The 26,202-nt window shown below is 71.2% G+C and carries 29 protein-coding genes; 20 read left to right on the top strand and 9 right to left on the bottom strand.

Annotation, left to right across the window (positions count from 1 at the left end):
* Positions 1 to 81: 81 nt before the first annotated feature.
* The 7 genes from EIL87_RS04100 to EIL87_RS27895 form a co-directional block, all read right to left on the bottom strand.
* Positions 82 to 837 carry a sirohydrochlorin chelatase gene (locus tag EIL87_RS04100; RefSeq protein WP_125088795.1) on the bottom strand — a complete coding sequence of 252 codons (756 nt, stop codon included), beginning with the start codon at positions 835 to 837 and terminating at the stop codon, positions 82 to 84.
* On the bottom strand, positions 834 to 2,177 hold the full coding sequence (locus EIL87_RS04095; RefSeq protein WP_125088794.1) for a sulfate adenylyltransferase subunit 1: 1,344 nt from the start codon (positions 2,175 to 2,177) through the stop codon (positions 834 to 836). The genes EIL87_RS04100 and EIL87_RS04095 overlap by 4 nt, the downstream gene beginning before the upstream one ends.
* 215 nt (positions 2,178 to 2,392) lie before the next feature.
* The gene (cysD, locus tag EIL87_RS04090) at positions 2,393 to 3,319 is read right to left on the bottom strand and encodes a sulfate adenylyltransferase subunit CysD (RefSeq protein ID WP_125088793.1); all 927 of its coding nucleotides are present in this window, start codon (positions 3,317 to 3,319) and stop codon (positions 2,393 to 2,395) included.
* Between the two features lie 67 nt (positions 3,320 to 3,386).
* Complete coding sequence (locus tag EIL87_RS04085) at positions 3,387 to 4,118, bottom strand: phosphoadenylyl-sulfate reductase (protein WP_125088792.1); 732 nt, start codon at positions 4,116 to 4,118, stop codon at positions 3,387 to 3,389.
* Complete coding sequence (locus EIL87_RS26980) at positions 4,118 to 4,273, bottom strand: hypothetical protein (RefSeq protein ID WP_199740249.1); 156 nt, start codon at positions 4,271 to 4,273, stop codon at positions 4,118 to 4,120. The genes EIL87_RS04085 and EIL87_RS26980 overlap by 1 nt, the downstream gene beginning before the upstream one ends.
* Complete coding sequence (locus EIL87_RS04080) at positions 4,270 to 5,967, bottom strand: nitrite/sulfite reductase (RefSeq protein WP_125088791.1); 1,698 nt, start codon at positions 5,965 to 5,967, stop codon at positions 4,270 to 4,272. Before EIL87_RS04080 ends, EIL87_RS26980 begins: the two co-directional genes overlap by 4 nt.
* 119 nt (positions 5,968 to 6,086) lie before the next feature.
* A complete protein-coding gene (locus tag EIL87_RS27895; protein WP_407690511.1) occupies positions 6,087 to 6,179 on the bottom strand; it encodes a putative leader peptide in 93 nt (30 codons plus the stop codon).
* A 66-nt stretch (positions 6,180 to 6,245) separates the two neighbouring features.
* On the opposite strand from EIL87_RS27895, the gene hemW reads away from it, so the two are divergent.
* The 17 genes from hemW to EIL87_RS03995 all read left to right on the top strand — a co-directional run bounded on the left by hemW (position 6,246) and on the right by EIL87_RS03995 (position 21,105).
* On the top strand, positions 6,246 to 7,469 hold the full coding sequence (gene hemW, locus EIL87_RS04075) for a radical SAM family heme chaperone HemW (protein ID WP_125088790.1): 1,224 nt from the start codon (positions 6,246 to 6,248) through the stop codon (positions 7,467 to 7,469).
* Between the two features lie 150 nt (positions 7,470 to 7,619).
* Positions 7,620 to 8,642, top strand: coding sequence for a heat-inducible transcriptional repressor HrcA (gene hrcA, locus EIL87_RS04070; protein WP_125088789.1), 1,023 nt, complete (start codon positions 7,620 to 7,622; stop codon positions 8,640 to 8,642).
* A gap of 61 nt (positions 8,643 to 8,703) precedes the next feature.
* Positions 8,704 to 9,876: a molecular chaperone DnaJ gene (gene dnaJ, locus EIL87_RS04065; protein WP_125088788.1), complete on the top strand. Its 1,173-nt coding sequence runs from the start codon at positions 8,704 to 8,706 to the stop codon at positions 9,874 to 9,876.
* A gap of 8 nt (positions 9,877 to 9,884) precedes the next feature.
* Positions 9,885 to 10,619 carry a 16S rRNA (uracil(1498)-N(3))-methyltransferase gene (locus tag EIL87_RS04060; RefSeq protein WP_125088787.1) on the top strand — a complete coding sequence of 245 codons (735 nt, stop codon included), beginning with the start codon at positions 9,885 to 9,887 and terminating at the stop codon, positions 10,617 to 10,619.
* A 90-nt stretch (positions 10,620 to 10,709) separates the two neighbouring features.
* A complete protein-coding gene (locus EIL87_RS04055; protein ID WP_125088786.1) occupies positions 10,710 to 11,075 on the top strand; it encodes a histidine triad nucleotide-binding protein in 366 nt (121 codons plus the stop codon).
* A 117-nt stretch (positions 11,076 to 11,192) separates the two neighbouring features.
* The gene (locus EIL87_RS04050; RefSeq protein ID WP_125088946.1) at positions 11,193 to 12,254 is read left to right on the top strand and encodes a PhoH family protein; all 1,062 of its coding nucleotides are present in this window, start codon (positions 11,193 to 11,195) and stop codon (positions 12,252 to 12,254) included.
* Entirely contained in the window at positions 12,251 to 12,811 is a 561-nt protein-coding gene (ybeY, locus tag EIL87_RS04045; protein ID WP_125088785.1) for an rRNA maturation RNase YbeY, read from the top strand. The genes EIL87_RS04050 and ybeY overlap by 4 nt, the downstream gene beginning before the upstream one ends.
* Positions 12,812 to 12,821: 10 nt before the next feature.
* Positions 12,822 to 14,144, top strand: a complete 1,323-nt coding sequence (locus EIL87_RS04040) for a hemolysin family protein (RefSeq protein ID WP_125088784.1) — start codon at positions 12,822 to 12,824, stop codon at positions 14,142 to 14,144.
* Positions 14,137 to 14,502, top strand: a complete 366-nt coding sequence (locus tag EIL87_RS04035; protein ID WP_125088783.1) for a cytidine deaminase — start codon at positions 14,137 to 14,139, stop codon at positions 14,500 to 14,502. Before EIL87_RS04040 ends, EIL87_RS04035 begins: the two co-directional genes overlap by 8 nt.
* Before the next feature lie 375 nt (positions 14,503 to 14,877).
* Positions 14,878 to 15,783, top strand: coding sequence for a GTPase Era (gene era, locus EIL87_RS04030; protein ID WP_125088782.1), 906 nt, complete (start codon positions 14,878 to 14,880; stop codon positions 15,781 to 15,783).
* A gap of 122 nt (positions 15,784 to 15,905) precedes the next feature.
* Positions 15,906 to 16,649, top strand: coding sequence for an RDD family protein (locus EIL87_RS04025; protein ID WP_158628580.1), 744 nt, complete (start codon positions 15,906 to 15,908; stop codon positions 16,647 to 16,649).
* Positions 16,650 to 16,652: 3 nt separating this feature from the next.
* A complete protein-coding gene (locus tag EIL87_RS04020; RefSeq protein ID WP_233576006.1) occupies positions 16,653 to 17,099 on the top strand; it encodes a DUF2752 domain-containing protein in 447 nt (148 codons plus the stop codon).
* Positions 17,100 to 17,135: 36 nt separating this feature from the next.
* Entirely contained in the window at positions 17,136 to 17,948 is an 813-nt protein-coding gene (recO, locus tag EIL87_RS04015) for a DNA repair protein RecO (protein WP_125088780.1), read from the top strand.
* Between the two features lie 62 nt (positions 17,949 to 18,010).
* Positions 18,011 to 18,841, top strand: coding sequence for an isoprenyl transferase (locus EIL87_RS04010; RefSeq protein ID WP_125088779.1), 831 nt, complete (start codon positions 18,011 to 18,013; stop codon positions 18,839 to 18,841).
* A 3-nt stretch (positions 18,842 to 18,844) separates the two neighbouring features.
* Complete coding sequence (locus tag EIL87_RS04005; RefSeq protein ID WP_125088778.1) at positions 18,845 to 19,270, top strand: hypothetical protein; 426 nt, start codon at positions 18,845 to 18,847, stop codon at positions 19,268 to 19,270.
* A 117-nt stretch (positions 19,271 to 19,387) separates the two neighbouring features.
* Entirely contained in the window at positions 19,388 to 20,404 is a 1,017-nt protein-coding gene (locus tag EIL87_RS04000; protein WP_125088777.1) for a permease, read from the top strand.
* Positions 20,404 to 21,105, top strand: coding sequence for a TIGR03943 family putative permease subunit (locus EIL87_RS03995; protein WP_125088776.1), 702 nt, complete (start codon positions 20,404 to 20,406; stop codon positions 21,103 to 21,105). Before EIL87_RS04000 ends, EIL87_RS03995 begins: the two co-directional genes overlap by 1 nt.
* A 355-nt stretch (positions 21,106 to 21,460) precedes the next feature.
* Here EIL87_RS03995 and EIL87_RS03990 read toward each other — a convergent pair whose 3' ends face one another.
* Together EIL87_RS03990 and EIL87_RS03985 are read right to left on the bottom strand one after the other, a co-directional pair.
* Positions 21,461 to 21,886 carry a Fur family transcriptional regulator gene (locus tag EIL87_RS03990; RefSeq protein ID WP_125088775.1) on the bottom strand — a complete coding sequence of 142 codons (426 nt, stop codon included), beginning with the start codon at positions 21,884 to 21,886 and terminating at the stop codon, positions 21,461 to 21,463.
* Entirely contained in the window at positions 21,883 to 22,338 is a 456-nt protein-coding gene (locus EIL87_RS03985; protein ID WP_125088774.1) for an ArsR/SmtB family transcription factor, read from the bottom strand. The genes EIL87_RS03990 and EIL87_RS03985 overlap by 4 nt, the downstream gene beginning before the upstream one ends.
* Positions 22,339 to 22,520: 182 nt before the next feature.
* Between EIL87_RS03985 and EIL87_RS03980 the strand changes: the two genes are divergently transcribed.
* From EIL87_RS03980 to EIL87_RS03970, 3 genes are all read left to right on the top strand, one after another.
* Positions 22,521 to 23,906 carry a glycine--tRNA ligase gene (locus tag EIL87_RS03980; RefSeq protein ID WP_125088944.1) on the top strand — a complete coding sequence of 462 codons (1,386 nt, stop codon included), beginning with the start codon at positions 22,521 to 22,523 and terminating at the stop codon, positions 23,904 to 23,906.
* 88 nt (positions 23,907 to 23,994) lie between these two features.
* Positions 23,995 to 24,648, top strand: coding sequence for a YdcF family protein (locus EIL87_RS03975; RefSeq protein WP_233576005.1), 654 nt, complete (start codon positions 23,995 to 23,997; stop codon positions 24,646 to 24,648).
* Positions 24,649 to 24,845: 197 nt separating this feature from the next.
* Positions 24,846 to 26,123: a deoxyguanosinetriphosphate triphosphohydrolase gene (locus EIL87_RS03970; protein ID WP_125088773.1), complete on the top strand. Its 1,278-nt coding sequence runs from the start codon at positions 24,846 to 24,848 to the stop codon at positions 26,121 to 26,123.
* The last annotated feature ends 79 nt before the right edge of the window (positions 26,124 to 26,202 follow it).

Raw genomic sequence — 26,202 nt, 5'->3', positions numbered from 1 at the left:
TGACGCCCTGGGTGCGGTCGAGAACCCAGTTGGCGAGTTCTCGCCAACCTGTTGCGCGCGCGACGGTCACGCGCCTCGGGCTCAGGCCAGCGCGGGCAGCGGGACCTCGAGCGTCGCCAGGTCGTAGCGGTGCAGCACGAGGTCGGCCACACCCAGGTCGTCGGCCATCGGCCCGGCGATCAGCGGACGGTCCGAGTGCGCCGTGGCGAGGTCGGTGATGCGGTCCGGCAGCAGTCCCGGTGCCAGGAACCAGGACCCGACGGCGAACCGCCGCGCACCGCGGGCCCGCAGCGCCTCGATCGCAGCGGGCACGTCGGGCGCTGCGGCGGCCGCGAAGGTCGCGACCGTGCCGGTCCAGGAGGTCAGCGCCTGCCAGCGGGCGGCGACGTCGGCCACCAGCCGGTTGGCCGGGGCGTGCGACGAGCCCGCACCGGCCAGCAGCACGCCGAGCTCCGGGTCGTCCGGATCGGCGCCGGCGTCCAGCAACCGCCGCCACGCGGCGGCGTCCAGGCGCGGGTCGGGGCCGAGCACGTCCCCGATGCGCACCCGCAGGTCCGGGTGGCGCTGCTGCGCGTCGGCGACGGCGGCGGGCACGTCGACGCGGGCGTGGAAGGCGTGGCCGAGCAGCAGCGGCACGACCACGGCCTCCCGGTGCCCGTCGGCGCGCACGGCGTCCAGGACTTCGCCGAGCAACGGCTCGGACAGGTCCAGGAACGCCACGCGCACGTCCAGTTCCGGCCGCAGCGCGCGGACCACGCCCAGCAGCCGGTGGATCGTCTCGGCGGAGCGCGGGTCCCGGCTGCCGTGCGCGACGGCGACCAGGGGCGCGGTGGTCATCGCGATGCTTCGGCGAACGGGGCCAGCGGGACACCGATCATGCCGGCGGCCAGCGTGGTGCCGTCGGACGGGTCGATCACCAGGAACGATCCGTTGCGGCGGCTCTCGGCGTAGTCGTCGACCGGCAGCGGCTCGGCGGTGCGCAGCTGCACCCGGCCGATCTCGTTGAGCTGCAACGAGTCCGGGGCTGCCACGCTGGTCAGCTGCTGCTCGTCGAAGCGCGCCGACAGCTCGGTCACCATCGCCTGCACCGTCCGCGCACCGTGCTTGACCAGCAGCTTCGCGCCCGGGTTCAGCGCCTTCTCGGCCAGCCAGCACACCGTGGCGTCGAGCTCGTCGGTCAGCACCGGAGCGGTCTCGGCCGCGGCGATCAGGTCACCGCGCGAGATGTCGACGTCGTCCTCGAGCAGCAGCGTCACCGAGTGCCCGGCCGCGGCCTCGGAGCGCTCGCCGTCGGCGGTGTCCACCTTGGACACCGTGGTGCGCACACCGGCCGGCTGCACGACGACCTCGTCACCGGCCTTGACCACACCGGCGGCGACCTGGCCGGCGTAGCCGCGGTAGTCCGGGTGCTCGGCGGTGCGCGGCCGGATCACGTACTGGACCGGCATCCGGAACGGCGCGTCGTGCGGGTCCGGCGCGACCGGGACGTTCTCCAGGTGCTCCAGCAGCGACGGACCGGAGTACCACGGCGTGTTCTCCGAGCGCTCCACGACGTTGTCGCCCAGCAGCGCCGAGACGGGGATGGTCGTCACGGCGTCGTCGGCGTAGCCGAGCGCCTTGGCGTGGGCGGAGAACTCCTCGGCGATGCTGGTGAAGGTCGCCTCGTCGAAGTCGACCATGTCGATCTTGTTGACCGCGAGGACCAGCTGCGGCACGCCCAGCAGCGCCAGCACGGCCGCGTGCCGCCGGGTCTGCTCGACGACGCCGTTGCGGGCGTCGACCAGCAGCACCGCCAGCTGCGCGGTCGAGGCCCCGGTCACGGTGTTGCGGGTGTACTGCACGTGGCCCGGCGTGTCGGCCAGCACGAAGGTGCGCTTCGGCGTGGCGAAGTAGCGGTAGGCCACGTCGATGGTGATGCCCTGCTCCCGCTCCGCGCGCAGGCCGTCGACGAGCAGCGACAGGTCAGGGGTGGCGAGCCCGCGGTCCGCGCTGGCCCGGTGCACCGCGTCGAGCTGGTCGGCCAGCACCGACTTGGTGTCGTGCAGCAGGCGCCCCACCAGCGTGGACTTGCCGTCGTCGACGGAGCCCGCCGTGGCCAGTCGCAGCAGGTCGGTGTGCACCGGCAGGGTCACCTCGGTACCGCTGTCCGGGGCGGTGCGGGTCGTGGTCTCGGTCATCTGGAAACCCACTCCTGGTGGTAAGGGCGTAGCTGTCGGGAAAGGTTCTGGTGTCGTGGGATCGAGCGGCTGGGGACGTCAGGCGAGCGCAGGAGGCGCTTCCTCTTCACCCCGCCCGAGCCACTGGCACCGCCGGGGCTTTTGAGGCTTCGTGGCGAGGACGCTCGGGTTCCGCTGCTCGCACCGCCACGCAAGCCGTCACGAACCCCACTGGATCAGAAGTAGCCTTCTCGTTTTCGGTCTTCCATGGCGGCCTCGGAAATCCTGTCGTCCGCTCGCGTGGCGCCGCGCTCGGTCAGGCGGCTGGCCGCGACCTCGGCGATGACGTCGTCGACCGTGTAGGCCTCGGACTCGACCGCACCGGTGCACGAGCCGTCCCCGACCGTGCGGTAGCGCACCGTCTTGGACTCCGGGCTCTCGCCGTCGCGCGGACCGCCCCACGGACCCGAGGTCAGCCACATGCCGTCGCGCTGGAAGACCTCGCGGCGGTGCGCGTAGTAGATCTGCGGCAGCTCGATCTTCTCGCGCTGGATGTAGCGCCAGATGTCCAGCTCGGTCCAGTTCGACAGCGGGAACACGCGCACGTGCTCACCCGGGCGGTGCCGTCCGTTGTAGAGGTTCCACAGCTCCGGGCGCTGCCGGCGCGGGTCCCACTGGCCGAAGGCGTTGCGCAGGCTGAAGATGCGCTCCTTGGCTCGAGCGCGCTCCTCGTCGCGGCGTCCCCCGCCGAAGACGGCGTCGAACTTGTTGTCGGTGATGGCGTCCAGCAGCGGCTGGGTCTGCAGCGGGTTGCGGGTGCCGTCGGCGCGCTCCTGCAACCGCCCGTCGTCGAGGTAGTCCTGCACCTTGGCCACGACCAGGCGGAGCTGGTGCTTCTCGACGATGTCGTCGCGGAAGTCCAGCACCTCGGGGAAGTTGTGCCCGGTGTCGACGTGCAGCAGCGGGAACGGCACCGGCGCCGGCCAGAAAGCCTTGATCGCCAGGTGCACGAGCACCGTGGAGTCCTTGCCGCCGGAGAACAGGATCACCGGGCGGTCGAACTCGCCGGCCACCTCGCGGAAGATGTGGATCGCCTCGGACTCCAGCGCAGCCAGGTTGTCCACCTGCGGCGGCGCGGACACCTCGGTGTCTGCTGTGGTCATTTCCCCTCCGTCGTCTCCCGGACACCCGCACCCGGGGTCGAAGTCGCTCTCGTCGTGGGCTGAAAGCTCAGCCGTGCAGTCCGCACTCGGTCTTGGAGCTGCCCGCCCAGCGCCCGCTGCGCGGGTCGGCTCCCGGCGCCGGCTTGGCGGTGCAGGGCTGGCACCCGATGGACGGGTATCCCGCCGGCACGAGCGGGTTGACCAGCACCCCGTTGTCGTCGATGTAGCGCTGCACCTCCTCGTCGGACCAGGCCGCCAACGGGTTGACCTTCACCAACCCGTTGCGGTCGTCCCAGGTCAGGATCGGCGTGTTCGCGCGGGTCGGTGCCTCGACCCGGCGCACACCGGTCACCCAGGCCTCGTAGCGGGCCAGGGTGCCGCGCAGCGGCACGACCTTGCGCAGGAAGCAGCAGCGCTGCGCGTTGCGCTCGTACAGCCGCGGCCCCTCGGCCTGGTCCTGCTCGGCGACGGTCTGCTGCGGGCGGGCGTTGACCACCTTGACGTCGTAGACCTGCTCGACCGCGTCGCGCGTGCCGAGGGTCTCGGCGAAGTGGTAGCCGGTCTCCAGGAACAGGATCTCGACGCCCGGCATGGCCTTGGCGGCCAGGTCGACGAGCACCGCGTCCTGCATGTTGGAGGCCACGATCAGCCTGCCGTCACCGAAGTTGTCCGCGGCCCAGCGCAGGGCTTCCTCGGCGGTGGCCTCGGCGAGTTCCGGGGCGGCGCGTTCGACGAGGGCCTTGAGCTCCTCGTCGCTGCGCCGGGACCCGATCTCCGTGGTGGTGGTTTCGGCGGTCATCAGTCTCCGTTCCCTCCCAGCGCCAGCCCGATCATCCGCACGGTGAAGACGCGCAGGCAGGCGTGGCACTTCCAAGCCCCGGCGGGTTCTTCCTCCGGGGTGAGGTCCTCGTCGCCGCAGAACGGGCAGCACTGCGGCACCGCACGCTCGCTCACTTGAGGTCGTCCTCTTCGGCGCGGGCCACCCACTGCGCGAACCGCTCGCCCTCCTCGCGCTGGTCGAGGTAGTGGCGCACGAGCCGTTCCACGTAGTCGCCGACCTCGGAGGCGATGACCTTGTGGCCGCGGATCTTCCGGCCGAACCCGGTGTCGATGGCCAGGCCACCGCCCAGGTGCACCTGGAAGCCCTCGACCTGGTTGCCGTTGCCGTCCGGGACCATCTGGCCCTTGAGGCCGATGTCGGCGACCTGGGTCCGGGCGCAGGCGTTCGGGCAGCCGTTGAGGTTGATCGTCACCGGGTCGGTCACACCGGCCTGCACGTCGGCGAGCCGCGCCTCCAGGTCGTTGACCAGGTCGATGGCGCGCTGCTTGGTCTCCACGATCGCGAGCTTGCAGAACTCGATGCCGGTGCAGGCCATCACGCCGCGCCGCCACGGCGACGGGTCGGCGTGCAGCCCGAGCTCCGCCAGGTCCGCGGTCAGGCCGTCCACTTCGGACTCAGCCACGTCGAGGACCAGCAGGTTCTGCTCCACCGTGGTGCGCACCCGCGTGGAGCCGGCGCGCTCGGCGGCCTTGGCGACCTCCATCAGCGTCGAACCGCTGACCCGGCCCGCGGCCGACTTGACGCCCACGTAGTAGTTGCCGTCGACCTGCTCGTGGACCCCGAGGTGGTCGCGGTGGCCCGAGGGGGTCTCCGGCGCGGGACCGTCGATCAGCTTGCGGCCCAGGTACTCGTCCTCCAGCACCTGCCGGAACTTCTCCGCGCCCCAGTCGGCGACCAAGTACTTCAGGCGGGCCCGGTTGCGCAGGCGGCGGTAGCCGTAGTCGCGGAAGATCTGCACGACGCCGTGCCAGACCTCGGCGGCCTCCTCCTGCGGGACCCAGGCGCCCAGCCGCACGGCCAGCTTCGGGTTGGTCGACAGACCGCCGCCGACCCACAAGTCGTAGCCCGGGCCGTGCTCCGGGTGCACCACGCCGACCAGCGAGACGTCGTTGATCTCCGGGACGGTGTCCCAGCGCGGCGAGCCGGAGATGGCGGTCTTGAACTTGCGCGGCAGGTTCGACAGCGACGTGTCACCGATGTAGCGCTCGGTGATCTCGGCGATGGCCGGGGTGGCGTCGATGATCTCGTCGGCCGCGATGCCGGCCACCGGCGAACCGAGCACCACGCGCGGGCAGTCGCCGCAGGCCTCGGTGGTCGACAGGCCGACGCCCTCGAGCTTCTCCCAGATCGTCGGCACGTCCTCGACCCGCACCCAGTGCAGCTGGACGTTCTGCCGGTCGGTGATGTCGGCGGTGTCGCGGGCGTAGGTCTGCGACACCTCGCCGATGACGCTCAGCTGCTCGGTGGTCAGCGCTCCGCCGTCGATGCGCACGCGCATCATGAAGTAGCTGTCGTCGAGCTCCTCGGGCTCGATCGTGCCCGTGCGCGCACCGGGGATGCCCGGCGCGCGCTGGGTGTACAGCCCCCACCAGCGGAAGCGGCCTCGCAGGTCACCCGGATCGATCGAGTCGAAACCCCGGTGGGCGTAGATGTTCTCGATCCGCTGGCGGACGTTGAGCGGGTTGTCGTCCTTCTTGGAGCGCTCGTTGGCGTTGAGGGGTTCGCGGTAGCCGAGCGCCCACTGGCCCTCGCCGCGGCCCTTGCGCTTGCGTGCAGGACGAGCAGGCGATTCCGTCGGGGGAACCATGTCCGCTACCTCCGGGACTTTCAGGCGCGAAAACCCCCGCGTGAAGCACCGTCGGCGTGACGGCTCTCACTCCTCGGAGGCCCTGCGCCGACTGGACAGTGAAAGAAGACGGCGGGGGATCAGACCGTGCCGAGGCAAAGCGCGCTGGCCACCCGCCGCAGGTCAACGTACCTGCGGGCGACCAGAAGCAGCTCCAGCGCAGTCGCACCCACGTCGGGAAGCCTGCCACGCGTGAACCAGCGGATCCAACCCCATCCGCATGGTGAGACAGTGGAAGCGTGCCTGCTCAACCCCCCACCGGCGAACCCGCCCCGGCCGACGGGAGCCTCCCCGCGACGGCCCTGACCGGGCTGGGGTCGCGCCCCTTCGGGGTCTACGTCCACGTGCCCTTCTGCGCCACCCGCTGCGGGTACTGCGACTTCAACACCTACACCGCCGATGAGCTGGGATCGTCCGCCGGTTTCGACAGCTGGCTGGAGGGTCTGCGAGCCGAGCTGGAGCTGGGCGCGGAGGTGCTCTCGGAGGGGCCCGCGCCGGCCGCCGAGACGGTCTTCGTGGGAGGCGGAACGCCCTCGTTGCTGGGCCCCGAACGGCTCGGTTCGGTGGTGGGTGCGATTCGTGACACATTCGGCCTGGCAGCCGGGGCTGAGGTCACCACCGAGTCGAACCCGGAGTCGACCTCGCCGGAGTTCTTCGAACGGATTCGAACCTCCGGTTTCACGCGTGTGTCCCTCGGCATGCAATCGGCCGCCGAGCACGTCCTGCGCGTCCTCGAACGCACCCACACGCCGGGACGTGCCGTGGCCGCCGCCCGCGAGGCCCGCGCGGCGGGGTTCGAGCACGTCAACCTGGACCTGATCTACGGCACCCCGGGCGAGCGCGAGCAGGACCTCGAAGCCTCCCTCGACGCCGTGCTGGAAGCCGGTGTGGACCACGTCTCCGCGTACTCGCTGATCGTCGAGGACGGCACCGCGATGGCCCGCAAGGTGCGCCGCGGCGAGCTGCCGATGCCGGACGAGGACGTCCTCGCCGACCGCTACGAGCTCCTCGACGCCAAGCTCGGCGAGGCCGGTCTGCACTGGTACGAGGTGTCCAACTGGGCGAGCGACGCCGACGCCGAGTGCCGGCACAACCTGGGCTACTGGCAGGGCGGCGACTGGTGGGGCGCGGGCCCCGGCGCGCACAGCCACGTCGGCGGGGTCCGCTGGTGGAACCTCAAGCACCCCGCCCGCTACGCGGCGGCCCTGGCCGAGGGCCGCTCGCCGGCCCAGGCTCGCGAGGTGCTCACCGCCGAGGACCAGCGCATCGAGCGGGTGATGCTCGAGCTGCGCGTGCGCAGCGGTCTGGCGCTCGACGCCCTCGACGAGGACGGGCTCCGCTCCGCCGAGCAGGCCGCCGCCGACGGTCTGCTGGTCCCGGAAGCGCTGGCCGGGGGGCGCTGCGTGCTCACCGACCGCGGGCGCCTGCTGGCCGACGCGGTCGTCCAGGACCTCCTCGGCTGAGGTGAGCTGCGCCGCTGCGGCTCTCGGTTCTTGACGACGAACACCGTAAACTCGACGTGGGTGCCCGAGGCGCCCAGTTCTGGGTGCGTGGACCCGCTCGGGTCGTTGACGGCGGGATCCGCTGGGCAGGCGTGTAGGAGGTGGCGCGGGTTGAACGCTGATGAACGCCGTTTCGAGGTCTTGCGGGCGATCGTGGCCGACTTCGTGTCCTCCAAGGAGCCGGTCGGGTCGAAGGCGTTGGTCGACCGCCACAACCTCGGTGTGTCCAGCGCCACGGTGCGCAACGACATGGCGACGCTGGAGGAGGACGGCTTCATCGTCCAGCCGCACACCAGCGCCGGTCGCATCCCGACCGACAAGGGCTACCGGCTGTTCGTCGACCGGTTGCACGAGGTCAAGCCGCTGACCGGTCCGGAACGCAGGGCCATCCGCAACTTCCTGGACGGCGCTCTGGACCTCGACGACGTGATGCGACGCAGCGTGCGGCTGCTCGCACAGCTCACCCAGCAGGTCGCGGTGGTGCAGTACCCGACGCTGACCCGGTCCACGGTCCGGCACGTCGAGGTGGTCACCATCACCCCTGCCCGGCTGATGCTGGTGCTGATCACCAACACCGGCCGCGTCGACCAGCGCATGGTCGACCTCGGTGACGTCATCACCGACGACGACGTGGCCCGGCTTCGCACGGTGCTCAACTCGGCGATGACCGAGAAGCGGCTCGCCGACGCCTCCGCGGCCGTGGCCGAGCTGCCCGACCAGGCGCCGCCGGAACTGCGCGACGTGCTCGTCCGGGTCTGCGGCGTGCTCATCGAGTCGCTCGTCGAGCACCCGGAGGAGCGTATGGTGCTCGGAGGCACCCCCAACCTCACCCGCAACGTCGCCGACTTCCCCAACTCGCTGCGCCAGGTGCTCGAAGCCCTGGAGGAGCAGGTGGTGGTGCTCAAGCTGCTCGCCGCCGCTCGCGATTCGAGTACCGTCCGGGTCAGCATCGGCGCCGAGAACGAGGCGTTGGAGATGCAGACGACCTCGGTGGTCTCCACCGGATACGGTTCGGACGGGATGGTCCTGGGCGGCCTGGGAGTGGTCGGCCCGACCCGGATGGACTACCCCGGGACGATGGCGGCGGTCCGTGCCGTGGCCGCGTACGTGGGTGAGATCCTGGACGGCCGGTGAGGTTGCACCGGCTTAGACCGGCAACAACTCGACTCAATCGAGCAGAGGAAGTACGGAGAAGGTGGCCAGGGACTACTACGCGACCCTCGGGGTCCCCCGGGACGCGACACCCGAGCAGATCAAGCGGGCGTACCGCAAGCTCGCCCGGGAGCTGCACCCCGACGTCAACCCGGACGAAGAGGCTCAGGAGCGGTTCGCGGAGGTGACCACCGCCTACGAGGTGCTCTCCGATCCGAAGAAGCGCCAGGTGGTCGACCTCGGCGGCGACCCCATGGGCAACGGCGGTGGCGCCGGTGGCGGCATGGGTGGCGATCCGTTCGCCGGCTTCGGCGGCCTGGGCGACATCATGGACGCCTTCTTCGGCGGCGGAGGCGGCGGCGGTGGCCGCGGCCCGCGCAGCCGCGTGCAGCCCGGGTCCGACGCCCTGCTGCGCCTGGAGCTGACGCTCGAGGAGTGCGCCAGCGGCGTCAACCGCGACATCACCGTGGACACCGCGGTGCTCTGCGACGTCTGCGACGGCGGCGGTTCGAAGGCCGGCAGCGCCCCCTCGACCTGCGACACCTGCGGTGGTCGCGGCGAGGTGCAGTCGGTGCAGCGGTCCTTCCTGGGCCAGGTCATGACGTCCCGTCCCTGCCCGGTCTGCCGCGGCTTCGGCGAGGTCATCACCGACCCCTGCCAGCAGTGCTCCGGTGACGGCCGGGTCCGCGCTCGGCGCACCATCACCGTCAAGATCCCGGCGGGCGTCGGCGACGGCATGCGCGTCCGGCTCGCCGGCGAGGGCGAGGTCGGCCCCGGCGGTGGCCCGGCGGGCGACCTCTTCGTCGAGGTCGAGGAGCTGCCGCACGAGCGGTTCACCCGGGACGGCGCCGACCTGCACTGCAACGTCGAGCTGCCGATGACCGCCGCGGCGCTGGGCACCGTGCTGCTGCTGGAGACGCTGGACGGTTCCCGCGAGGAGATCGCCGTGGAGCCCGGCACCCAGCCCGGCACCGAGCACGTCATCACCGGCCGCGGACTGCCCAAGCTCCGCTCCAACGGCAAGGTCAGCGGTCACGGCGACCTGCACGTCCACCTGGACGTCGTGGTCCCCACGCACCTCGACGACGGCCAGGCGGAGCTGCTGCGCGACCTCGCCAAGCTGCGCGGCGAGGAGCAGCCCGAGCCGACGGTGACCGCGAACGGCAACGCCAGGCAGGGGCTGTTCTCCCGGTTCCGCTCGTTCGGGCACCGCTGAGGTAGCCCGTGTCGCTGCCGGTCTTCTCCGTGGAGCGGCTGCCCGAGGTCGGCCCCACCACGCTGGACGGCCCGGAGGGCAAGCACGCCGCGACCGTGCGCCGCCTGCGCGTCGGCGAGGAGCTCCTGCTCTCCGACGCGCAGGGCGGCATGGCGCGGTGCTCGGTCGAGGCCGCCGAACGCGACTCGCTGCGGTTGACCGTCTCCGAGACCTGGCACGAGCCGCGGCCCGCGCTGCGGGTGCGGGTGGTGCAGGCGCTGGTCAAGGGCGATCGCGGCGAGCTCGCGGTCGAACTGGCGACCGAGTCCGGCGTGGACGGGGTCGTGCCGTGGCGAGCGTCCCGCTGCGTGGCCAAGTGGGACGACGGGCCGCGCGGCGCCAAGGCGCTCGCCCGATGGCGCACGACCGCCGCCTCGGCCGCCAAGCAGGCCCGCCGCGCCTGGACGCCCGAGATCACCGAGCCGGTCAGCACCAAGCAGCTGGCGGAGCTCGTCGCCGAGGTCGACACCGCGCTCGTCCTGCACGAGTCGGCCACCGGCCAGCTCACCGACGTCGACCTGCCGGAGTCGGGCGAGGTCCTGCTGGTGGTGGGCCCGGAGGGCGGCATCACCGATGAGGAGCTCGCCGCTCTGACCCGGGCGGGAGCGCAGGTCACCCGCCTGGGACGCACCGTGCTGCGCGCCTCCACGGCCGCTGCGGTGGCCCTCGGCGCGCTGGGCGCGCTCACCACCCGCTGGTCCTGACGCTCCGCGTGCGTGGCGAGATCGGTGCTCCCTGCGGTGCGGCTCCCAGCGGTCCCGCTGTCGAACATCCACTTCGGATAGCCTTCGGGCATGAGCGAGGAGACTGAGCTGTTCCAGCGCATCATCGCGCGGGAGATCCCGGCTGACATCGTGCGGGAGAACGACCGGGTCATCGCCATCCGCGACATCAACCCGCAGGCGCCGACGCACGTGCTGGTCGTCCCCAAGCAGCGCTACCGCAACGCCGCCGAGCTCGCCGCGGCCGACCCGGCGCTGCTGGCCGAGCTGATCACCACCGCGAACGAGATCGCCGAAGCGGAGGGAATCGCCGAGTCCGGTTACCGGTTGTTGTTCAACACCAACGCCGACGCGGGCCAGACGATCTTCCACGTGCACCTGCACCTGCTCGGCGGGGAATGGCTCGGTGGCATGACCGGCGGTCCGCTCAAGGGCTGACGGCCGAGGTCCGGGGGAGCAGGTCAGCAACTCGGTTGCTCCCTTGGACTACCATCGGTGCCAGGGAGAACTGACCGAACGACCCGCGCGCACGCGCAGAAGGTGGGCCCGAACTACGTGGCCGGTTTCGCAGCGGGTGGCGCCGCCGCCCAGTCCGGAGAGCAGCCGCAGGCCGCAGCCGCTCAGTCCAAGGTGAACGTCCCCGACGACGTCGTGCTGACGCTGGTGGGCTCGCGGGACGAGAACCTGCGGGTGATCGAGGACGTGCTCACCGCTGACGTCCATGTCCGGGGCAACGAGGTGACGCTGACCGGCGAGCCCGCCGAGGTGGCGTTCGCCGAACGCGTGTTCGCCGAGCTCATCGCGTTGATCGGCAAGGGCAGCCAGCTCAACCCGGACATCGTCCGCCGCAGCGTGGGCATGCTCTCGGCCGACAACAACGAGTCGCCGGCCGACGTGCTCAGCTTGGACATCGTCTCCCGGCGCGGGCGCACCATCCGCCCCAAGACGCTCAACCAGAAGCGCTACGTCGACGCCATCGACAACCACACCGTGGTGTTCGGCATCGGCCCGGCCGGTACCGGCAAGACGTACCTGGCGATGGCCAAGGCGGTGCAGGCGCTGCAGGCCAAGCGGGTCAACCGGATCATCCTGACCCGCCCGGCCGTCGAGGCCGGTGAGCGGCTCGGGTTCCTGCCCGGCACCCTCTACGAGAAGATCGACCCCTACCTGCGGCCGCTCTACGACGCGCTGCACGACATGGTCGATCCCGAGTCGGTGCCGCGGCTCACCCAGGCGGGCACGATCGAGATCGCCCCGCTCGCCTACATGCGCGGCCGCACGCTCAACGACGCCTTCATCATCTTGGACGAGGCGCAGAACACCACGCCCGAGCAGATGAAGATGTTCCTGACCCGCTTGGGCTTCGGTTCGAAGATCGTGGTCACCGGTGACGTCACGCAGATCGACCTGCCCGGTGGTCAGCGCAGCGGCCTGAAGATGGTGCAGGAGATCCTCGGCGACGTCGACGACGTGCACTTCTCCGACCTGGACAGCCACGACGTCGTGCGGCACCGGCTGGTCACCGACATCGTCAACGCCTACGACCGCTGGCACGCGCTGAACGACACCGACCAGCACGACGGACGCCGCAACGGCCAGCGACGAGGACGAGCATGACCATCGAGATCGCCAACGAGTCCGGCGTCGCGGTGCCGGAGGAGACGATCGTCTCCGTGGCCCGCTTCGCGCTCGACAAGATGAGCGTCAGCCAGCTCGCCGAGCTGTCCATCGTGCTGGTGGACCTCGACGTGATGGCCGACCTGCACGAGCGGTGGATGGACCTGCCCGGTCCCACCGACGTGATGTCGTTCCCGATGGACGAGTACGACTCGGCCCGCCGTCCCGACTCGGCCGGTTCCGGTCCGGCGCTGCTCGGCGACATCGTGCTGTGCCCGGCGTTCGCCCGCGACCAGGCGAAGAAGGCCGGCCACAGCACGCTCGACGAGCTGCACCTGCTGACCGTGCACGGCGTCCTGCACCTGCTCGGCTACGACCACGCCGAGCCGGAGGAGGAGCGCGAGATGTTCGGCCTGCAGAACCGCATCCTGGCGGAGTACCGCGAGGCGCGCGACGAGGCTGAGCGGGCGCAGGCCCAGCGCAGCATGGACGACAAGGTCTTGGGAGCGGTCGGCCTGGACGACGAGCCGGGCAGCGGCCCGGTTCCAGCGGACTAGGGGAGTGGCGTTGGCCGGTTCCACCGCGTTCTTGGTGCTCGCGGTGCTGCTGGTGCTGGCGGCCGGCGTGTTCGCCGCCTCCGAGGCGGCCATCACGGTGGCCTCTCAGGCACGTGCGGAGGACCTGGCCCGCCAAGGCCGTGCCGGGGCGAAGCAGCTCGTGGCGCTGTTGGGCGACCGGCCGAGGCACGTGAACCTGCTGCTCCTGCTCCGGCTGGCCTGCGAGATGGGCGCGACCGTGCTGGTCACGGTGGTGGCGCTGCGGATCGCCGAGTCCGAGACCGGGGCGTTGGTCATCGCTGTGCTGATCATGCTGGTCGCTTCGTACGTGCTGGTCGGCGTGGGCCCGCGCACCCTCGGGCGTCAGCACCCGTACGGCATCGGCGTGAAGATCGCCGCGCCGGTGCGCGTGCTGGCCCGGCTGCTCAACCCGCTGACCAGGCTGCTGATCCTGATCGGCAACATGCTCACGCCGGGCAAGGGCTTCCGCGAGGGGCCGTTCTCCACCGAGGTCGAGCTGCGCGAGCTCGTCGACCTGGCCGGGGAGCGAGGTGTGGTCGCCGCCGGCGAGCGGGACATGATCCACTCCGTCTTCGAGCTCGGCGACACCCTCGCCCGCGAGGTCATGGTTCCGCGCACCGAGATCATCTGGATCGAGCACACCAAGTCCGCCCGGCAGGCGCTCGCGCTGTGCCTGCGCTCCGGCTTCTCCCGGATCCCGGTGATCGGCGACAGCGTCGACGACATCGTCGGGCTGGTCACGCTCAAGGACCTCACGCGCATCGTGCTGGAGAGCACCGAGTCGGCCGGACCCGCCGTCACGGACCTGATGCGCCCGGCGGCCTTCGTGCCGGACACCAAGCGGCTCGACGAGCTGCTGCGCGAGATGCAGATCTCGCGCAGCCACCTCGCCATCGCGGTCGACGAGTACGGCGGCACGGCGGGGTTGCTGACCATCGAGGACATCGTCGAGGAGATCGTCGGTGAGATCACCGACGAGTCCGACCGGGAGGAGCACCGGCCGGTCGAGCACTACGAGGACGGCACCGTGCGGGTCAGCTCGCGGCTGCCGGTGGAGGACCTCGCCGAGCTGTTCGACGTCGAGCTCGACGACTCCGACGTGGAGACCGTGGGCGGGCTGCTGGCCCAGCAGCTGGGCCGCGTCCCGCTGCCGGGCGCCGAGACCGAGATCGCCGGGCTCCGGCTGCGCGCCGAGGGCGGCAAGGACCACCGCGGGCGGATCCGCATCAACGCGCTGCTGGTCCGCCGGGTGAACAACGAACAAGCACCGCTGCGCGGTGCCGAGCAGGAGGGAAGCAACAGCCGTGGCTGACCACGTCGAGAAGGCGGCACCGCAGGAGCTCGACCCGGAGGACGCCAAGATCGTCACCCTCGCGCGTTCCTCTCGCGCCCGCAACGGCGCCGCCGAGGGCGCGGCGGTCCGTGACACCGACGGCCGCACCTACGCCGCCACCACGGTGGACCTGTCGTCGTTGAAGCTCACGGCCCTGCAGGCGGCCGTCGCCGCAGCCGTCTCCAGCGGCGCCGAAGGCCTCGAGGCTGCAGCCGTCGTCACCGACGCGGACGCGCTCGACCACGCCTCGGTCGCCGCCGCCCACGACCTCACCCAGCACGTCCAGGTCCTCCGCGCCAACGCCAAGGGCGAGGTCCAGGGCGTCATCGCCGACTGACGAGAGCAGTCGCAGGCGCCGGTCCTCCCACGCCGCCGCCCCTCCACCACCAGCGGGACTCGACGGACCCGCGGTGATCACCCAACCCATCACCGCGGGTTCTCGCGCGCTGACAACGGCACTCGCCGACACCCGGACCAGCTTCGGACAGCGGATCGACGTGGCGCACCCGTCGGCAGCCACCCCGGCGTCCGACCGGCGATCACCGCGGACACCGGAGACGGCTCGCGGCGACGGGCCCCGGGTGCTGATCGCCGGGGGCCTTCGAGCAGCGGATGACCGGGTGCCTGGTCGGACGTCGTGCGCGCGGCGGTGCGGCGGGGCCGGGTGGTGGGTGGTGCGCAGGTGAGGACCGGGAGCCGTCACAATGGGGCGGTGACCTCCGAAGATGCCCACCGTTCCGGATTCGCCTGCTTCGTCGGCCGGCCCAACGCCGGCAAGTCGACGCTGACGAACCGCCTGGTCGGAACGAAGGTGGCGATCACCTCCAGCAAGCCCCAGACGACGCGGCACGCGATCCGCGGCATCGTGCACCGCCCCGACGCCCAGTTGATCATCGTCGACACCCCGGGCCTGCACCGGCCGCGCACGCTGCTCGGACGTCGGCTCAACGACCTGGTCTACGAGACCTGGTCCGAAGTGGACGTCGTGGGTTTCTGCGTGCCTGCCGACGAGAAGATCGGTCCCGGTGACCGCTACATCGCCGAGCAGCTCAAGAAGGTCGCCCAGCGGACCCCGGTGGTCGGCGTCGTCACCAAGACCGACCTGGTGCCCAAGCAGCAGGTCGCCGAGCAGCTGCTGGCGCTGCAGGAGGTGGTGGACTTCGCCGAGCTCATCCCGGTGTCGGCGAAGGACTCGTTCCAGGTCGACGAGCTCTCCGACGTGCTGGTCTCCCAGCTGCCGGAGGGTCCGCAGCTCTACCCGGACGGCGAGCTGACCGACGAGCCGGAGTCGACGCTGATCGCCGAGCTGATCCGCGAGGCCGCGCTGGAGGGCGTGCGCGACGAGCTGCCGCACTCGCTCGCCGTCACCGTCGAGGAGATGACCCCGCGCGAGGGCCGCGACGACCTGATCGACGTGCACGCGCTGATCTACGTCGAGCGCTCCAGCCAGAAGGCCATCGTCATCGGGCGCCGCGGAGAACGCTTGCGCGCGGTGGGTTCTGAGGCGCGCAGGCACATCCAGGCGCTGCTGGGCAGCAAGATCTACCTCGACCTGCACGTCAAGATCGCCAAGGACTGGCAGCGCGACCCCAGGCAGCTCCGCAAGCTGGGGTTCTGATCACTTTTTCCGCCCTGGTTCACCGGAACCGCCCACGACGGCGGTGCGTCTGAGCTACGTTGCCGAACGGCCTCGCAGCGCCCCTTGACGTTTCCGCAAGACCTGGGAAGAGGACTCCTGTCGTGAACTACCCCTACGGCGGCCCGCCGTCCGGTCCGCAGCAGCCCTACGGCGGCCCGCCCTCGGGCCCGCAGCCGCAGCACTCCTTCGGGCCCCCGTCGGGTCCGCAGCCGCAGCAGCCCTACCCGCAGCAATACCCGCCGCAGCCCTACGGCGCGCCGGGCGCGCACCCGGCCGGTCAGCTGGCCGAGTGGGGGACGCGGGTGCTGGGCTACCTGATCGACGGCGCCATTCCCGCGGCCGTGTTCTTCGTGCTCTACATCGTCTCCGGGTTCGTCTTCGCGGCCGTCGCAGCTGGCGGGTCCGAGGACGCGGCGATGACCACGATGATCGTCGTCGGCATCGTGCTCGGCCTCATCTACCTCGGCCTGCTGGGCTTCACCATCTGGAACACCTGCTACCGGCGGGGCACCACGGGCCAGACGCTCGGTCAGAAGGTCGCCAAGATCAAGACGGTGAGCGAGCAGACCGGTCAGCCGATCGGCTTCGGCAACGCGTTCCTGCGTCAGCTCTGCCACATCGTGGACTCGGCGATCTGCGGTCTGCCCATCGGGTGGCTCGCGCCGCTGTGGGAGGAGAAGAAGCAGACCTGGGCGGACAAGATCATGAAGACCGTCGTGGTCGCCGCTCCGGACGTGCCGCAGGCACCGGGCGTGTACCAGCCGCCGCAGCAGGGCTACGGCCAGCAGCCGGGCTACGGCCAGCCCCCGCAGCAGGGTTGGGGTCAGCCGCCGCAGCAGTGGTGAGCCGTGGTTGAGGTCGATGCCGGTGCGGGACGTCCCGCACCGGCATCGACGTTCCTGCACCGGGCGCGGTGGCCCGCCGCGACCGTGCTCGCCGGGTGCGCGGGTGCCGCGCTGGTGCTCGCGGCCGACCCCACCTCGGACGCCGGGTTCCCGCTACCGCCGTGCCCGATCAAGCTCCTCACCGGCCTGGACTGCCCCGGCTGCGGCCTCACCCGGATGCTGTTCCACCTGCTGCGCGCGGACCTGGCCGCGGCGCTGCACCACAACGCGCTCGCCCTGCTGCTCCTGCCGCCGCTGGCCTGGGCCTGGACCTCGTGGGTCGCCGGCCGCTTCGGCCGCGCGTTGCCGAGTTGGACGAGCCGGCGCTGGTCACCGCAGGTCTTGCTGGTGCTGGTGGTGCTCTGGACCGTGCTGCGCAACGCCGTTCCGGAGTTGCGCCTGCCGACGTAGCGCCTCGTCGTCACGCCGAGGTGCGAGGATGGGTTGGTGAGCCTCTACCGGGATACCGCGGTCGTGCTGCGGGTGCAGAAGCTGGGTGAGGCGGACCGCATCATCACGATGCTGACCCGGCGCTACGGCAAGGTGCGCGCGGTCGCCAAGGGCGTCCGCCGCACGACCTCCCGCTTCGGCGCGCGGGTCGAGCCGTTCTGCCACGTCGACGTGCAGCTCTACACCGGCCGCACGCTCGACGTCATCACCCAGGTGCAGACCGTCGACGCCTTCGGCGTGCAGATCGTCGAGGACTACCAGCGCTACACCGCCGCCTGCGCCGTGCTGGAGACCATCGACCGCCTGGCCGCCGAGGAGGGCGAGCCGGTGCTGCGCCTGTACCTGCTGGCCGTGGGAGCGCTGCGCGCCCTGGCGGGCCGGGACCGCGATTCCTCCCAGGTGCTCGACGCGTTCCTGCTGCGTGCGATGTCCTTCGCCGGGTGGTCGCCCGCGTTGACGGAGTGCGCGCGCTGCGGCCGGGCCGGTCCGCACGCCGCGTTCAACGTCCAAGCCGGTGGAGCGGTGTGCGCGACCTGCCGGCCCGCCGGTTCGGTCCGGCCCTCGGCGTCGACGTTGCCGCTGATGGAGGCGTTGCTGCACGGTGATTGGGACACCGCCGAGGCCGCCACCGGGCCGGTCCGCCGGGAGGCCAGCGGGCTGGTCGCCGCGCACCTGCAGTGGTACATGGAGCGGCAGCTGCGGTCGCTGCCGTTGGTGGAGCGGACGGTGCCCGACCTGATCCGCGAACGCGCGTCCGAGGCCGCGCTGGTCGGAGCCGGGGAGGGCGACAGCGGACGGCCGCTGAACTGATGATCGGGCTCGACGGTCACAATGGCCACGCACGTCGAGCACCGCCGAAGGAGATCCTGGATATGTTGCGACGCCGCGGGCGAGGCAAGGAAGACCCGACCGTTCGGGCACCTGAGCCGCACTCCTCGGGGGCCCGGCCGCCGGCGTTGCCGTCGGAGTTCGTGCCCAACCACGTCGCGGTGGTCATGGACGGCAACGGCCGCTGGGCCAACGAGCGCGGGCTGCCGCGCGTCGAGGGCCACAAGCGCGGCGAGGCTGTCGTGCTCGAGCTGGCCAGGGGAGCCATCGAGCTCGGTGTGAAGTGGTTGTCGCTGTACGCCTTCTCCACCGAGAACTGGAAGCGCAGCCCCGAGGAGGTGCGCTTCCTGATGGGGTTCAACCGGGACGTGATCGCGCGCCGCGTCGACGAGCTCGACGAGATGGGTGTGCGGATCCGCTGGGCCGGGCGCAAGCCGAAGCTGTGGCGCAGCGTCGTCAACACCCTGCAGGACGCCGAGGTCCGCACCGCTGGCAACGAAGTGCTCAACCTGACGATGTGCGTCAACTACGGTGGTCGCGCGGAGGTCGGTGACGCCGCGCGGGAGATCGCGCGACTGGCGGCCGCCGGGAAGATCAACCCGGACCGGGTGGACGAGCGGACGATCGCCAAGTACACCTACCAGCCGGAGATGCCGGACGTGGACCTGTTCATCCGGCCTTCGGGAGAGCAGCGGACGTCGAACTTCCTGCTCTGGCAGTCCGCCTACGCCGAGATGGTCTTCCAGGACACGCTGTTCCCCGACGTCGATCGCACGCACTTCTGGCAGGCGTGCGAGCAGTACGCGCGCCGGGACCGCCGCTTCGGCGGCGCAATCGATCGGTCGGCGACAGCCACGTCGGCCCAGGAGGGCTAGTTGATGACCCAAGAGGCCGCTACCACCGCGCGGTTGATGACCGCGGCCAAAGAAGCGCTGGAGAACTACCACGACGTGCACGTGGACGACGACGGCGCGCTGACCTTCCGGCACTCGGAGGTGCCGTGCGCGGTCCAGGCGATGCAGCTGGCGGAGGGCCTGACGGTGCTGAGCCTGACCTGCGTCGTGGCCTGGGACCTGCCGCCGAGCGACGAGCTGTCGCAGTCCGTCGCCGAACGCGCCGGTCAAGGGCTGTTCGGCACGTTGGGCGTGGTGCGCACCGAGCGCGGCGTGGACGTGACGTTGCGCTACGCGTTCCCGGCCGAGGGCATGGACCCCTCGCCGCTGGGCACCCTGCTGATGCTGGTCGTCGCCACGGCGTCGCAACTGCGCTCGGAGCTGCTCACCGAGTCCGAGGGCAGCGTCTGATCCACGCCGCAGCGCACCCGCCCGGGTGATCTTCCGGTGTGTCGGTACCCCGGGTGAGCTGCGCTTTCACCCTCCCGGCGGGCGAAGCCGGAACGGCGCCGACGCGGCGCTGGCACGATGGCGCTCGTGACCGAGATCGCCGCGCCACAGCGGACGCGCCGCCGACCCGCGATCACCTCGCTGGAGGTGATGTGCGGGCTGCTCGTGCTGGCCGTGGTCTTCCAGCCGCAGCTGACCGCGCTGCTGGACGTGCCCGCGCTGCGCACCGGGTCGACGGTGTTCGTCGCGGTGTGCGTGCAGGCCGTGCCCTTCCTCGTTGTGGGCGTGCTGGTCAGCGGTCTGATCGCGGCGTTCGTGCCACCGCGGGTGCTGCAGCGCGCCCTGCCCGCCCGGACGGGTGCGGCGGTGCCGGTCGCCGGACTGGCCGGGGTCGCGCTGCCGGGGTGCGAGTGCGCCTCGGTGCCGGTGGCGCGACGGCTCGTGCAGCAGGGCGTCGCCCCGGCCGCCGCGCTCGCGTTCCTGCTGGCCGCCCCGGCGGTGAACCCAGTCGTCCTGGTCTCCACCGCGGTGGCCTTCCCCGCCGACCCGTGGATGGTGCCCGCCCGGTTCCTCGGCTCGCTGTCGACCGCCTGCGTGGTGGGCTGGCTGTGGGCGAAGCTCGGCCGCGTCGAGTGGCTCGCCGAACGCGCGCTGCGCCGCGTGCAGGCGCACCACGGCGATGCCGGCCGGTGGGCGGTGTTCGCCGAGTCCGCCCGGCACGACCTCGTCGAAGCCGGCGGCTTCCTGGTCCTGGGCGGGCTGACCTCGGCGGTGTTCAACGTGCTGGTGCCCGCCGAGTGGCTGAAGACCCTGGGTGGGCAGGTCCTGCTGGGCGTGCTGGTCATGGCGGTGCTGGCGGTGGTGCTGGCGCTGTGCAGCGAGGCCGACGCCTTCGTCGTCGCCTCCATGCCCGGCCTACCGCTGCTGCCGAAGCTGGTGTTCCTGGTGGTCGGGCCGGCGGTGGACCTCAAGCTCATCGCACTGCAGGCGGGGACCTTCGGTCGCCGCTTCGCCGCGAGGTTCGCACCGGTGACCTTCCTGGTCGCGATCGGCTGCGCGAGCGCCGTGGGCGCGCTGCTGCTCGGGGGTGCGTGATGCGGCGGGAGGCCCAGAACATCCTGCTGGTGCTGCTCGGTGGCGCGGTCCTGAAGCTCGCGCTGAGCGGCGCCTACCTGCGCTACGTGACACCCTCGCTGCAGCCCTGGCTGGTCGTGTCCGGGGCGGCGGTGGTCCTGCTCGCCGGCGTCGCGATCGTCCGCGACGTCCGCGCCGGGCATGCGGTGCACCAGCACGAGCACGGCACTCGCAGCCCCTGGTTGCTGCTGCTCCCGGTCTTCGCGATCTTCCTGGTCGCGCCGCCCGCGCTGGGGTCGGACTCGGTGACCCGGGACCGGGCCGCAGCCGCCCCCGCCGCGCCCGAGGGAGCGAAGTTCCCGCCGCTGCCACCGGGAGAGGCCCCGCTGCTGAGCATGTCGGAGTTCGCCACGCGCGTGGTCTGGGACGACTCGGGTGCGCTGAACGACCGCGCGGTCCGCCTGCAGGGGTTCGTCGTCCACCCGGCACCGCGGACGACCCAGCTGGCCAGGATGCGGATCAGCTGCTGCGCGGCCGACGCCACCGCGGTCAAGGTCGACCTCACCGGACCCGGCGCCGCTGCGCTTCCGGTCGACACCTGGATCGAGGTCACCGCCCGCCTCCGCCCAGGCACGGCCACCCAGGCCAACGACTACACCCCCACCGTCGACCCGCTCACGATCACACCCATCCCACCCCCACCCGACACCTACGAGCACTGAGGCGCCCTCAGCACGGCGTGCGCTGAAGCGCACTCAGCACGGCGCCGGAGTCACCGCCTCCGGCCCCCGCGCCGTGAACCCCGTCCGAACCTCGCGAGAACTTCGACCCGGAACTTCCCGCCTCGAACTCCTCGAGAGTGGTGAAGCCTGAAGAACCCCGTCGAACTTCGCGCGAGTTCGACGGGGCCTGGGGTGGCGGGAGCCGCTGCTCCTGGTGTGGGACTGAGCCGGCACCGCGGCGGGTTCTGAGCGGATGCGTGGCGAGCACGTCGCGACGCCGTGCATACCGTGCTCGAGGAGCGGCGCCGCCCGGAGTCGCTCAGGCGCCGCCATGCAGGGCGAGCACCTGAGGAGTTCAGTGGCCCTTGGCTGAGCAGTCCGGGCAGGTGCCGATGATCTCGACCGTGTGGCTGACGTCGGAGAAGCCGTGCTCCTGACCGATGCGCTCAGCCCAGTTCTCCACCGGCGGGTCGGCGACCTCGACGGTGCGACCGCAGTGCCGGCACAGCAGGTGGTGGTGGTGGTGGCTCGAGCAGCGCCGGTAGACCGCTTCGCCGGAGGGCGTGCGCAGCACGTCGACCTCGCCGGCGTCGGCGAGGGTCTGCAGCGTCCGGTAGACGGTCGTCAAACCGATCCCCTCGCCCTGCCGCCGCAGCTCCTCGTGCAGCTCCTGCGCTGAGCGGAAGTCGTCGACCCGGTCGAGCAGCTGCGCCACCGCAGCGCGCTGCTTGGTGGCCCGCAGTCCCGGGACGCCGACAGTGGGCTCCTGGCCGGTGGTCACGCTGTCTCCGTCTCCTGTCCGCCGTCGCTTGCGTCGCCGCCCGCGCGCTCGCGGGCGATCTCCTCGGCGTGCGTCGCCGCATCGACCACGATATGCGCCAGGTGCTCGTCGACCAGCCGGTACATGACCTCCCGGCCGTGGCGCTCGCCGTAGACGACGCCCGCCGACTTCAGCACCCGCAGGTGCTGGCTGATCAGCGGCTGCGCCACGCCCAGCGCGTCGACCAGCTCGTGCACGCAGCGCTCCGCGGTGCGCAGCTGCAGCACGATCGCGATGCGCACGGGTGCGGCCAGCGCGCGCAGCAGCTCTCCTGCGTCGTGCAGGACCCGCTGGTCGCGCACCGGCACCGGCCGCACGTCGCGATCCGGCGAGTGGACGTGGTCCTCCGGCCGGTCCGGCCGCGGAGCCGCGCTCTGGTCGGGGGCCACGCCATGACGTTCCACGCGCACCATCCTACGGGCATGTGGCTCCTCGACCCGATCGGTCGACGCGGGATCGATCACCCGCAGCGAGGGGGTGCTCTCGCAGCGTTCACGGCCCGGGCGGCAGGTCGGCCCCGCCGCATCGGTACGCTGGGTCATTCCAGCGCGACCAGCTGGTTCGACGTGTATCCAGTGACCATCCCGGAGTGAACGTGCCCGCCGACCAGATCGACACGATCGTCAACCTCTGCAAACGCCGCGGCTTTGTCTTCCCGTCGGGCGAGATCTACGGCGGTACCCGGTCGGCCTGGGACTACGGACCGCTCGGCGTCGAGCTCAAGGACAACATCAAGCGCCAGTGGTGGAAGTCCATGGTCCAGGGCCGTGACGACGTCGTCGGCCTCGACTCCTCCGTGGTCCTGCCCCGGCAGGTCTGGGAGGCCTCCGGCCACGTCGGCGCCTTCCACGACCCGCTGGTGGAGTGCACCTCCTGCCACCGCCGCTTCCGCGCGGACCAGCTCGCCGAGGAGCACTCCGAGCGCACCGGCAAGGAGGTCACCGAGGACGACCTGTCGGACGTGCCGTGCCCGAACTGCGGCAACCGCGGTCAGTACACCGAGCCGCGCGAGTTCAACATGATGCTCAAGACCTTCCTGGGACCGGTGGAGTCCGAGGAGGGCATGCACTACCTGCGGCCCGAGACCGCGCAGGGCATCTTCATCAACTTCGCGAACGTGATGACGACCGCGCGGAAGAAGCCGCCCTTCGGCATCGGCCAGATCGGCAAGAGCTTCCGCAACGAGATCACGCCCGGCAACTTCATCTTCCGGACCCGCGAGTTCGAGCAGATGGAGATGGAGTTCTTCGTCGAGCCCGGCGAGGACGAGCAGTGGCACCAGTACTGGATCGACCAGCGGATGAGCTGGTACAGGGACCTGGGCATCGACGCTGACAACCTGCGCGAGTTCGAGCACCCGCAGGACAAGCTGTCGCACTACTCGAAGCGCACGGTCGACATCGAGTACCGGTTCCGCTTCTGCGGTCAGGAGTGGGGCGAGCTGGAGGGCGTCGCCAACCGCACCGACTTCGACCTCACCACGCACTCGAACCACTCGGGCGTGGACCTGACCTACTTCGACCAGGCCAGCAACTCCCGCTACCGGCCGTACGTGATCGAACCGGCAGCCGGTGTCGGCCGTCCGATGATGGCGTTCCTGATCGACGCCTACACCGAGGACGAGGCGCCGAACGCCAAGGGCGGCGTGGACAAGCGGGTCGTGCTCAAGCTGGACCGCAGGCTGGCCCCGGTGAAGGCCGCGGTGCTCCCGCTGTCCCGCAACGCCGACCTGTCGCCGAAGGCCCGCGACGTGGCGGCGATGCTGCGCCGCAACTGGAACGTCGACTTCGACGACGCCGGTGCGATCGGTCGCCGCTACCGTCGGCAGGACGAGGTCGGCACGCCGTTCTGCGTCACGATCGACTTCGACAGCCTCTCCGACCACGCCGTCACGGTCCGCGAGCGCGACACGATGAGCCAGGAGCGCGTGGCCATCGACAAGCTCGAGGAGTACCTCGGCGCCCGGCTGGTCGGCTGCTGATCGCGATGCGGAAACCCGGGGCACCGGGCCGGTTCTCGGACGGGCCCGGCCCGGGCAGGGCTGGATTCGGATCTGCGAGGATGCCTGGGTGAGCGCACATCATCCCGCCCACCGGTCGCGTACCGGTCGCATCTTCGCGCGCGCCCTGGCGGGCGCGTTGCTGGTGACGATCCTGGTGGTCGGCGGTACTGCGATCCGCGTGTGGCAGGTCGCCCGCGCGGACGACCGGCAGCCCGTGGACATCGCGGTGGTGCTCGGAGCTGCGCAGTACCACGGCAAACCGTCGGACATCCTCGAAGCGAGGCTGGAGCAGGCGCTCGGCCTCTACGAAGACGGGCTGGCCGACCACATCGTCACCGTCGGCGGCCGCAAGGCCGGTGATGCCTACACCGAGGCGCAGGCCGGCAAGAAGTGGCTGGTCGACAACGGCGTGCCGCGCGACAAGATCGTCGAGGTCGACGTCGGCACCGACACCCTCGGCAGCATGCAGGCGGTGTCGGACCTCGCCGAGCAGCGGCGCTGGGACAGCGCGCTGATCGTCAGCGACCCGTGGCACTCGTTGCGGGCCCGAACCATGGCCAACGACATGGGCCTGGAGGCGTGGGCGTCGCCGGCCCGCTCGGGCCCGGTGGTGCAGACCCGCGAGATCCAGATGAAGTACATCGTCCGCGAGACCGGTGCTCTGCTCTACTACCGGCTCACCCACGCCCCCGCGGAGCTCAACGGCGACGGCCTCGGCTGAACCCCGTTCTCGCCGTCGAAAGCCGGGGTCTCCGGTCACACTCGGGGGCGGGAGGCGCCGCTTGGAACTGCGGTCGCACCTCCGCGGTGAGAAGTTCTCAGGGGACTTCCCCCCTTCAGCGGAGCGGTGGGCATCGTTGACCTCGTCATCGGGGGCGTGGCGTGGAAATGTCATCTCGGGGCCTTAGCCTCACTTCGATGAGCCCCGTGGAACCGGCCGAGTACGGCGAGCACGACCTCCAGCGCCTGCACCCCGAGGCGCCGAAGGAGGCCGCCTCCGCGCACCCGGACGACCGCACGCCATTCGCGCGGGACCGCGCGCGGGTCCTGCACTCGGCCGCGCTGCGCCGGCTGGCGGGCAAGACGCAGGTCCTGGGGCCGAACGAGGGCGGCGACGTGCCGCGCACGCGGTTGACGCACTCGCTGGAGGTCGCCCAGATCGGCCGGGGCATCGCCACCGCGCTGGGCGCCGACCCCGACCTCGTCGACACCGCCGGTCTGGCGCACGACATCGGACATCCGCCGTTCGGGCACAACGGCGAGGACGCGCTCGACGAGCTGGCCGCCGACCACGGCGGTTTCGAGGGCAACGCCCAGACGCTGCGCATCCTCACCCGGCTCGAACCGAAGGTCACCGACGTCGGTGAGGTCGGGCGCGGCCTGAACCTGACCCGCGCCTGCTTGGACGCGGCGATGAAGTACCCGTGGCCGAGGCGCTCCGGAGAGCCCAAGTTCGGCGTCTACGACGACGACCTGGAGGTCTTCGAGTGGGTCCGGGCGGGAGCTCCGGAGGGTCACCGCTGCCTGGAAGCGCAGATCATGGACTGGGCCGACGACGTGGCCTACTCGGTGCACGACGTCGAGGACGCGGTGATCTCCGGCCGGATCTCGCTGCGCACGCTGACCGATCCGCAGGAGCGGGCTCAGATCGCCAAGCTCGCTGGAAGACGTTTCCCGCGCGCCTGGGACACCGCGCAGCTGGAGGAGGCCGCCGCCGAGCTGGTGCGCTGGCCGGTGGTGGCGGCGGTGCTCGACTACGACGGGACGATGTCGGCGCAGGTCGCCCTCAAGCGGTTGACCAGCGAGCTGGTCGGCCGGTTCGTGGCCGCGGCGGTCAGCGGCACGGTCGCCCGCTTCGGCTCCGGGTTGCACCGCTACCGCGCGGACCTGGTGCTGCCGGAGGAGGCGGTCGCCGAGGTGACGGTCCTCAAGGCGATGGCGGTGCACTACGTGTTCGACGACGAGGAGCGGAAGCAGAAGCTCAGGCAGCAGAGGGAGCTGTTGTCCGAACTCGTCGAGGCGTTGACCGAGAACGCTCCGGCTTCACTTGATGCAGCGATGCGCGAGTCCTGGATGCGAGCTTCGGACGATTCGTCCCGTTTTCGCGTGATCCTCGACCAGGTCGCCTCGCTGACGGATGCGCAGGCGGTGACCTGGCATGAGCGGCATGTACACAGGGTGTCCAAACCACTGTGACGTTAATCCGAATGGGGGTGAATGGATCTCGATCCGTCGGGAACAATTCTTACTCAGAGTGTCGACCGGCGGTTCCGCT

This window comes from Saccharopolyspora rhizosphaerae, assembly GCF_003931915.1.
Classification (GTDB): Bacteria; Actinomycetota; Actinomycetes; order Mycobacteriales; family Pseudonocardiaceae; genus Saccharopolyspora; species Saccharopolyspora rhizosphaerae.
Note: the sequence above shows the minus strand (reverse complement) of the source record. Positions and strands in the feature narration are given on the sequence as shown.

Excerpts from the sequence above, each read along its gene's own strand:
- EIL87_RS03995 (WP_125088776.1), top strand. The coding sequence starts at position 20,404 with ATGCGGCGGGAGGCCCAGAACATCCTGCTGGTGCTGCTCGGTGGCGCG.
- EIL87_RS03970 (WP_125088773.1), top strand. The coding sequence starts at position 24,846 with ATGAGCCCCGTGGAACCGGCCGAGTACGGCGAGCACGACCTCCAGCGC.
- EIL87_RS04085 (WP_125088792.1), bottom strand. The coding sequence starts at position 4,118 with ATGACCGCCGAAACCACCACCACGGAGATCGGGTCCCGGCGCAGCGAC.
- EIL87_RS03985 (WP_125088774.1), bottom strand. The coding sequence starts at position 22,338 with ATGGTGCGCGTGGAACGTCATGGCGTGGCCCCCGACCAGAGCGCGGCT.
- EIL87_RS04055 (WP_125088786.1), top strand. The coding sequence starts at position 10,710 with ATGAGCGAGGAGACTGAGCTGTTCCAGCGCATCATCGCGCGGGAGATC.
- EIL87_RS04100 (WP_125088795.1), bottom strand. The coding sequence starts at position 837 with ATGACCACCGCGCCCCTGGTCGCCGTCGCGCACGGCAGCCGGGACCCG.
- EIL87_RS04080 (WP_125088791.1), bottom strand. The coding sequence starts at position 5,967 with ATGGTTCCCCCGACGGAATCGCCTGCTCGTCCTGCACGCAAGCGCAAG.
- EIL87_RS04000 (WP_125088777.1), top strand. The coding sequence starts at position 19,388 with ATGGCGCTCGTGACCGAGATCGCCGCGCCACAGCGGACGCGCCGCCGA.
- EIL87_RS04095 (WP_125088794.1), bottom strand. The coding sequence starts at position 2,177 with ATGACCGAGACCACGACCCGCACCGCCCCGGACAGCGGTACCGAGGTG.
- EIL87_RS04005 (WP_125088778.1), top strand. The coding sequence starts at position 18,845 with ATGACCCAAGAGGCCGCTACCACCGCGCGGTTGATGACCGCGGCCAAA.
- ybeY (WP_125088785.1), top strand. The coding sequence starts at position 12,251 with ATGACCATCGAGATCGCCAACGAGTCCGGCGTCGCGGTGCCGGAGGAG.
- EIL87_RS04010 (WP_125088779.1), top strand. The coding sequence starts at position 18,011 with ATGTTGCGACGCCGCGGGCGAGGCAAGGAAGACCCGACCGTTCGGGCA.
- cysD (WP_125088793.1), bottom strand. The coding sequence starts at position 3,319 with ATGACCACAGCAGACACCGAGGTGTCCGCGCCGCCGCAGGTGGACAAC.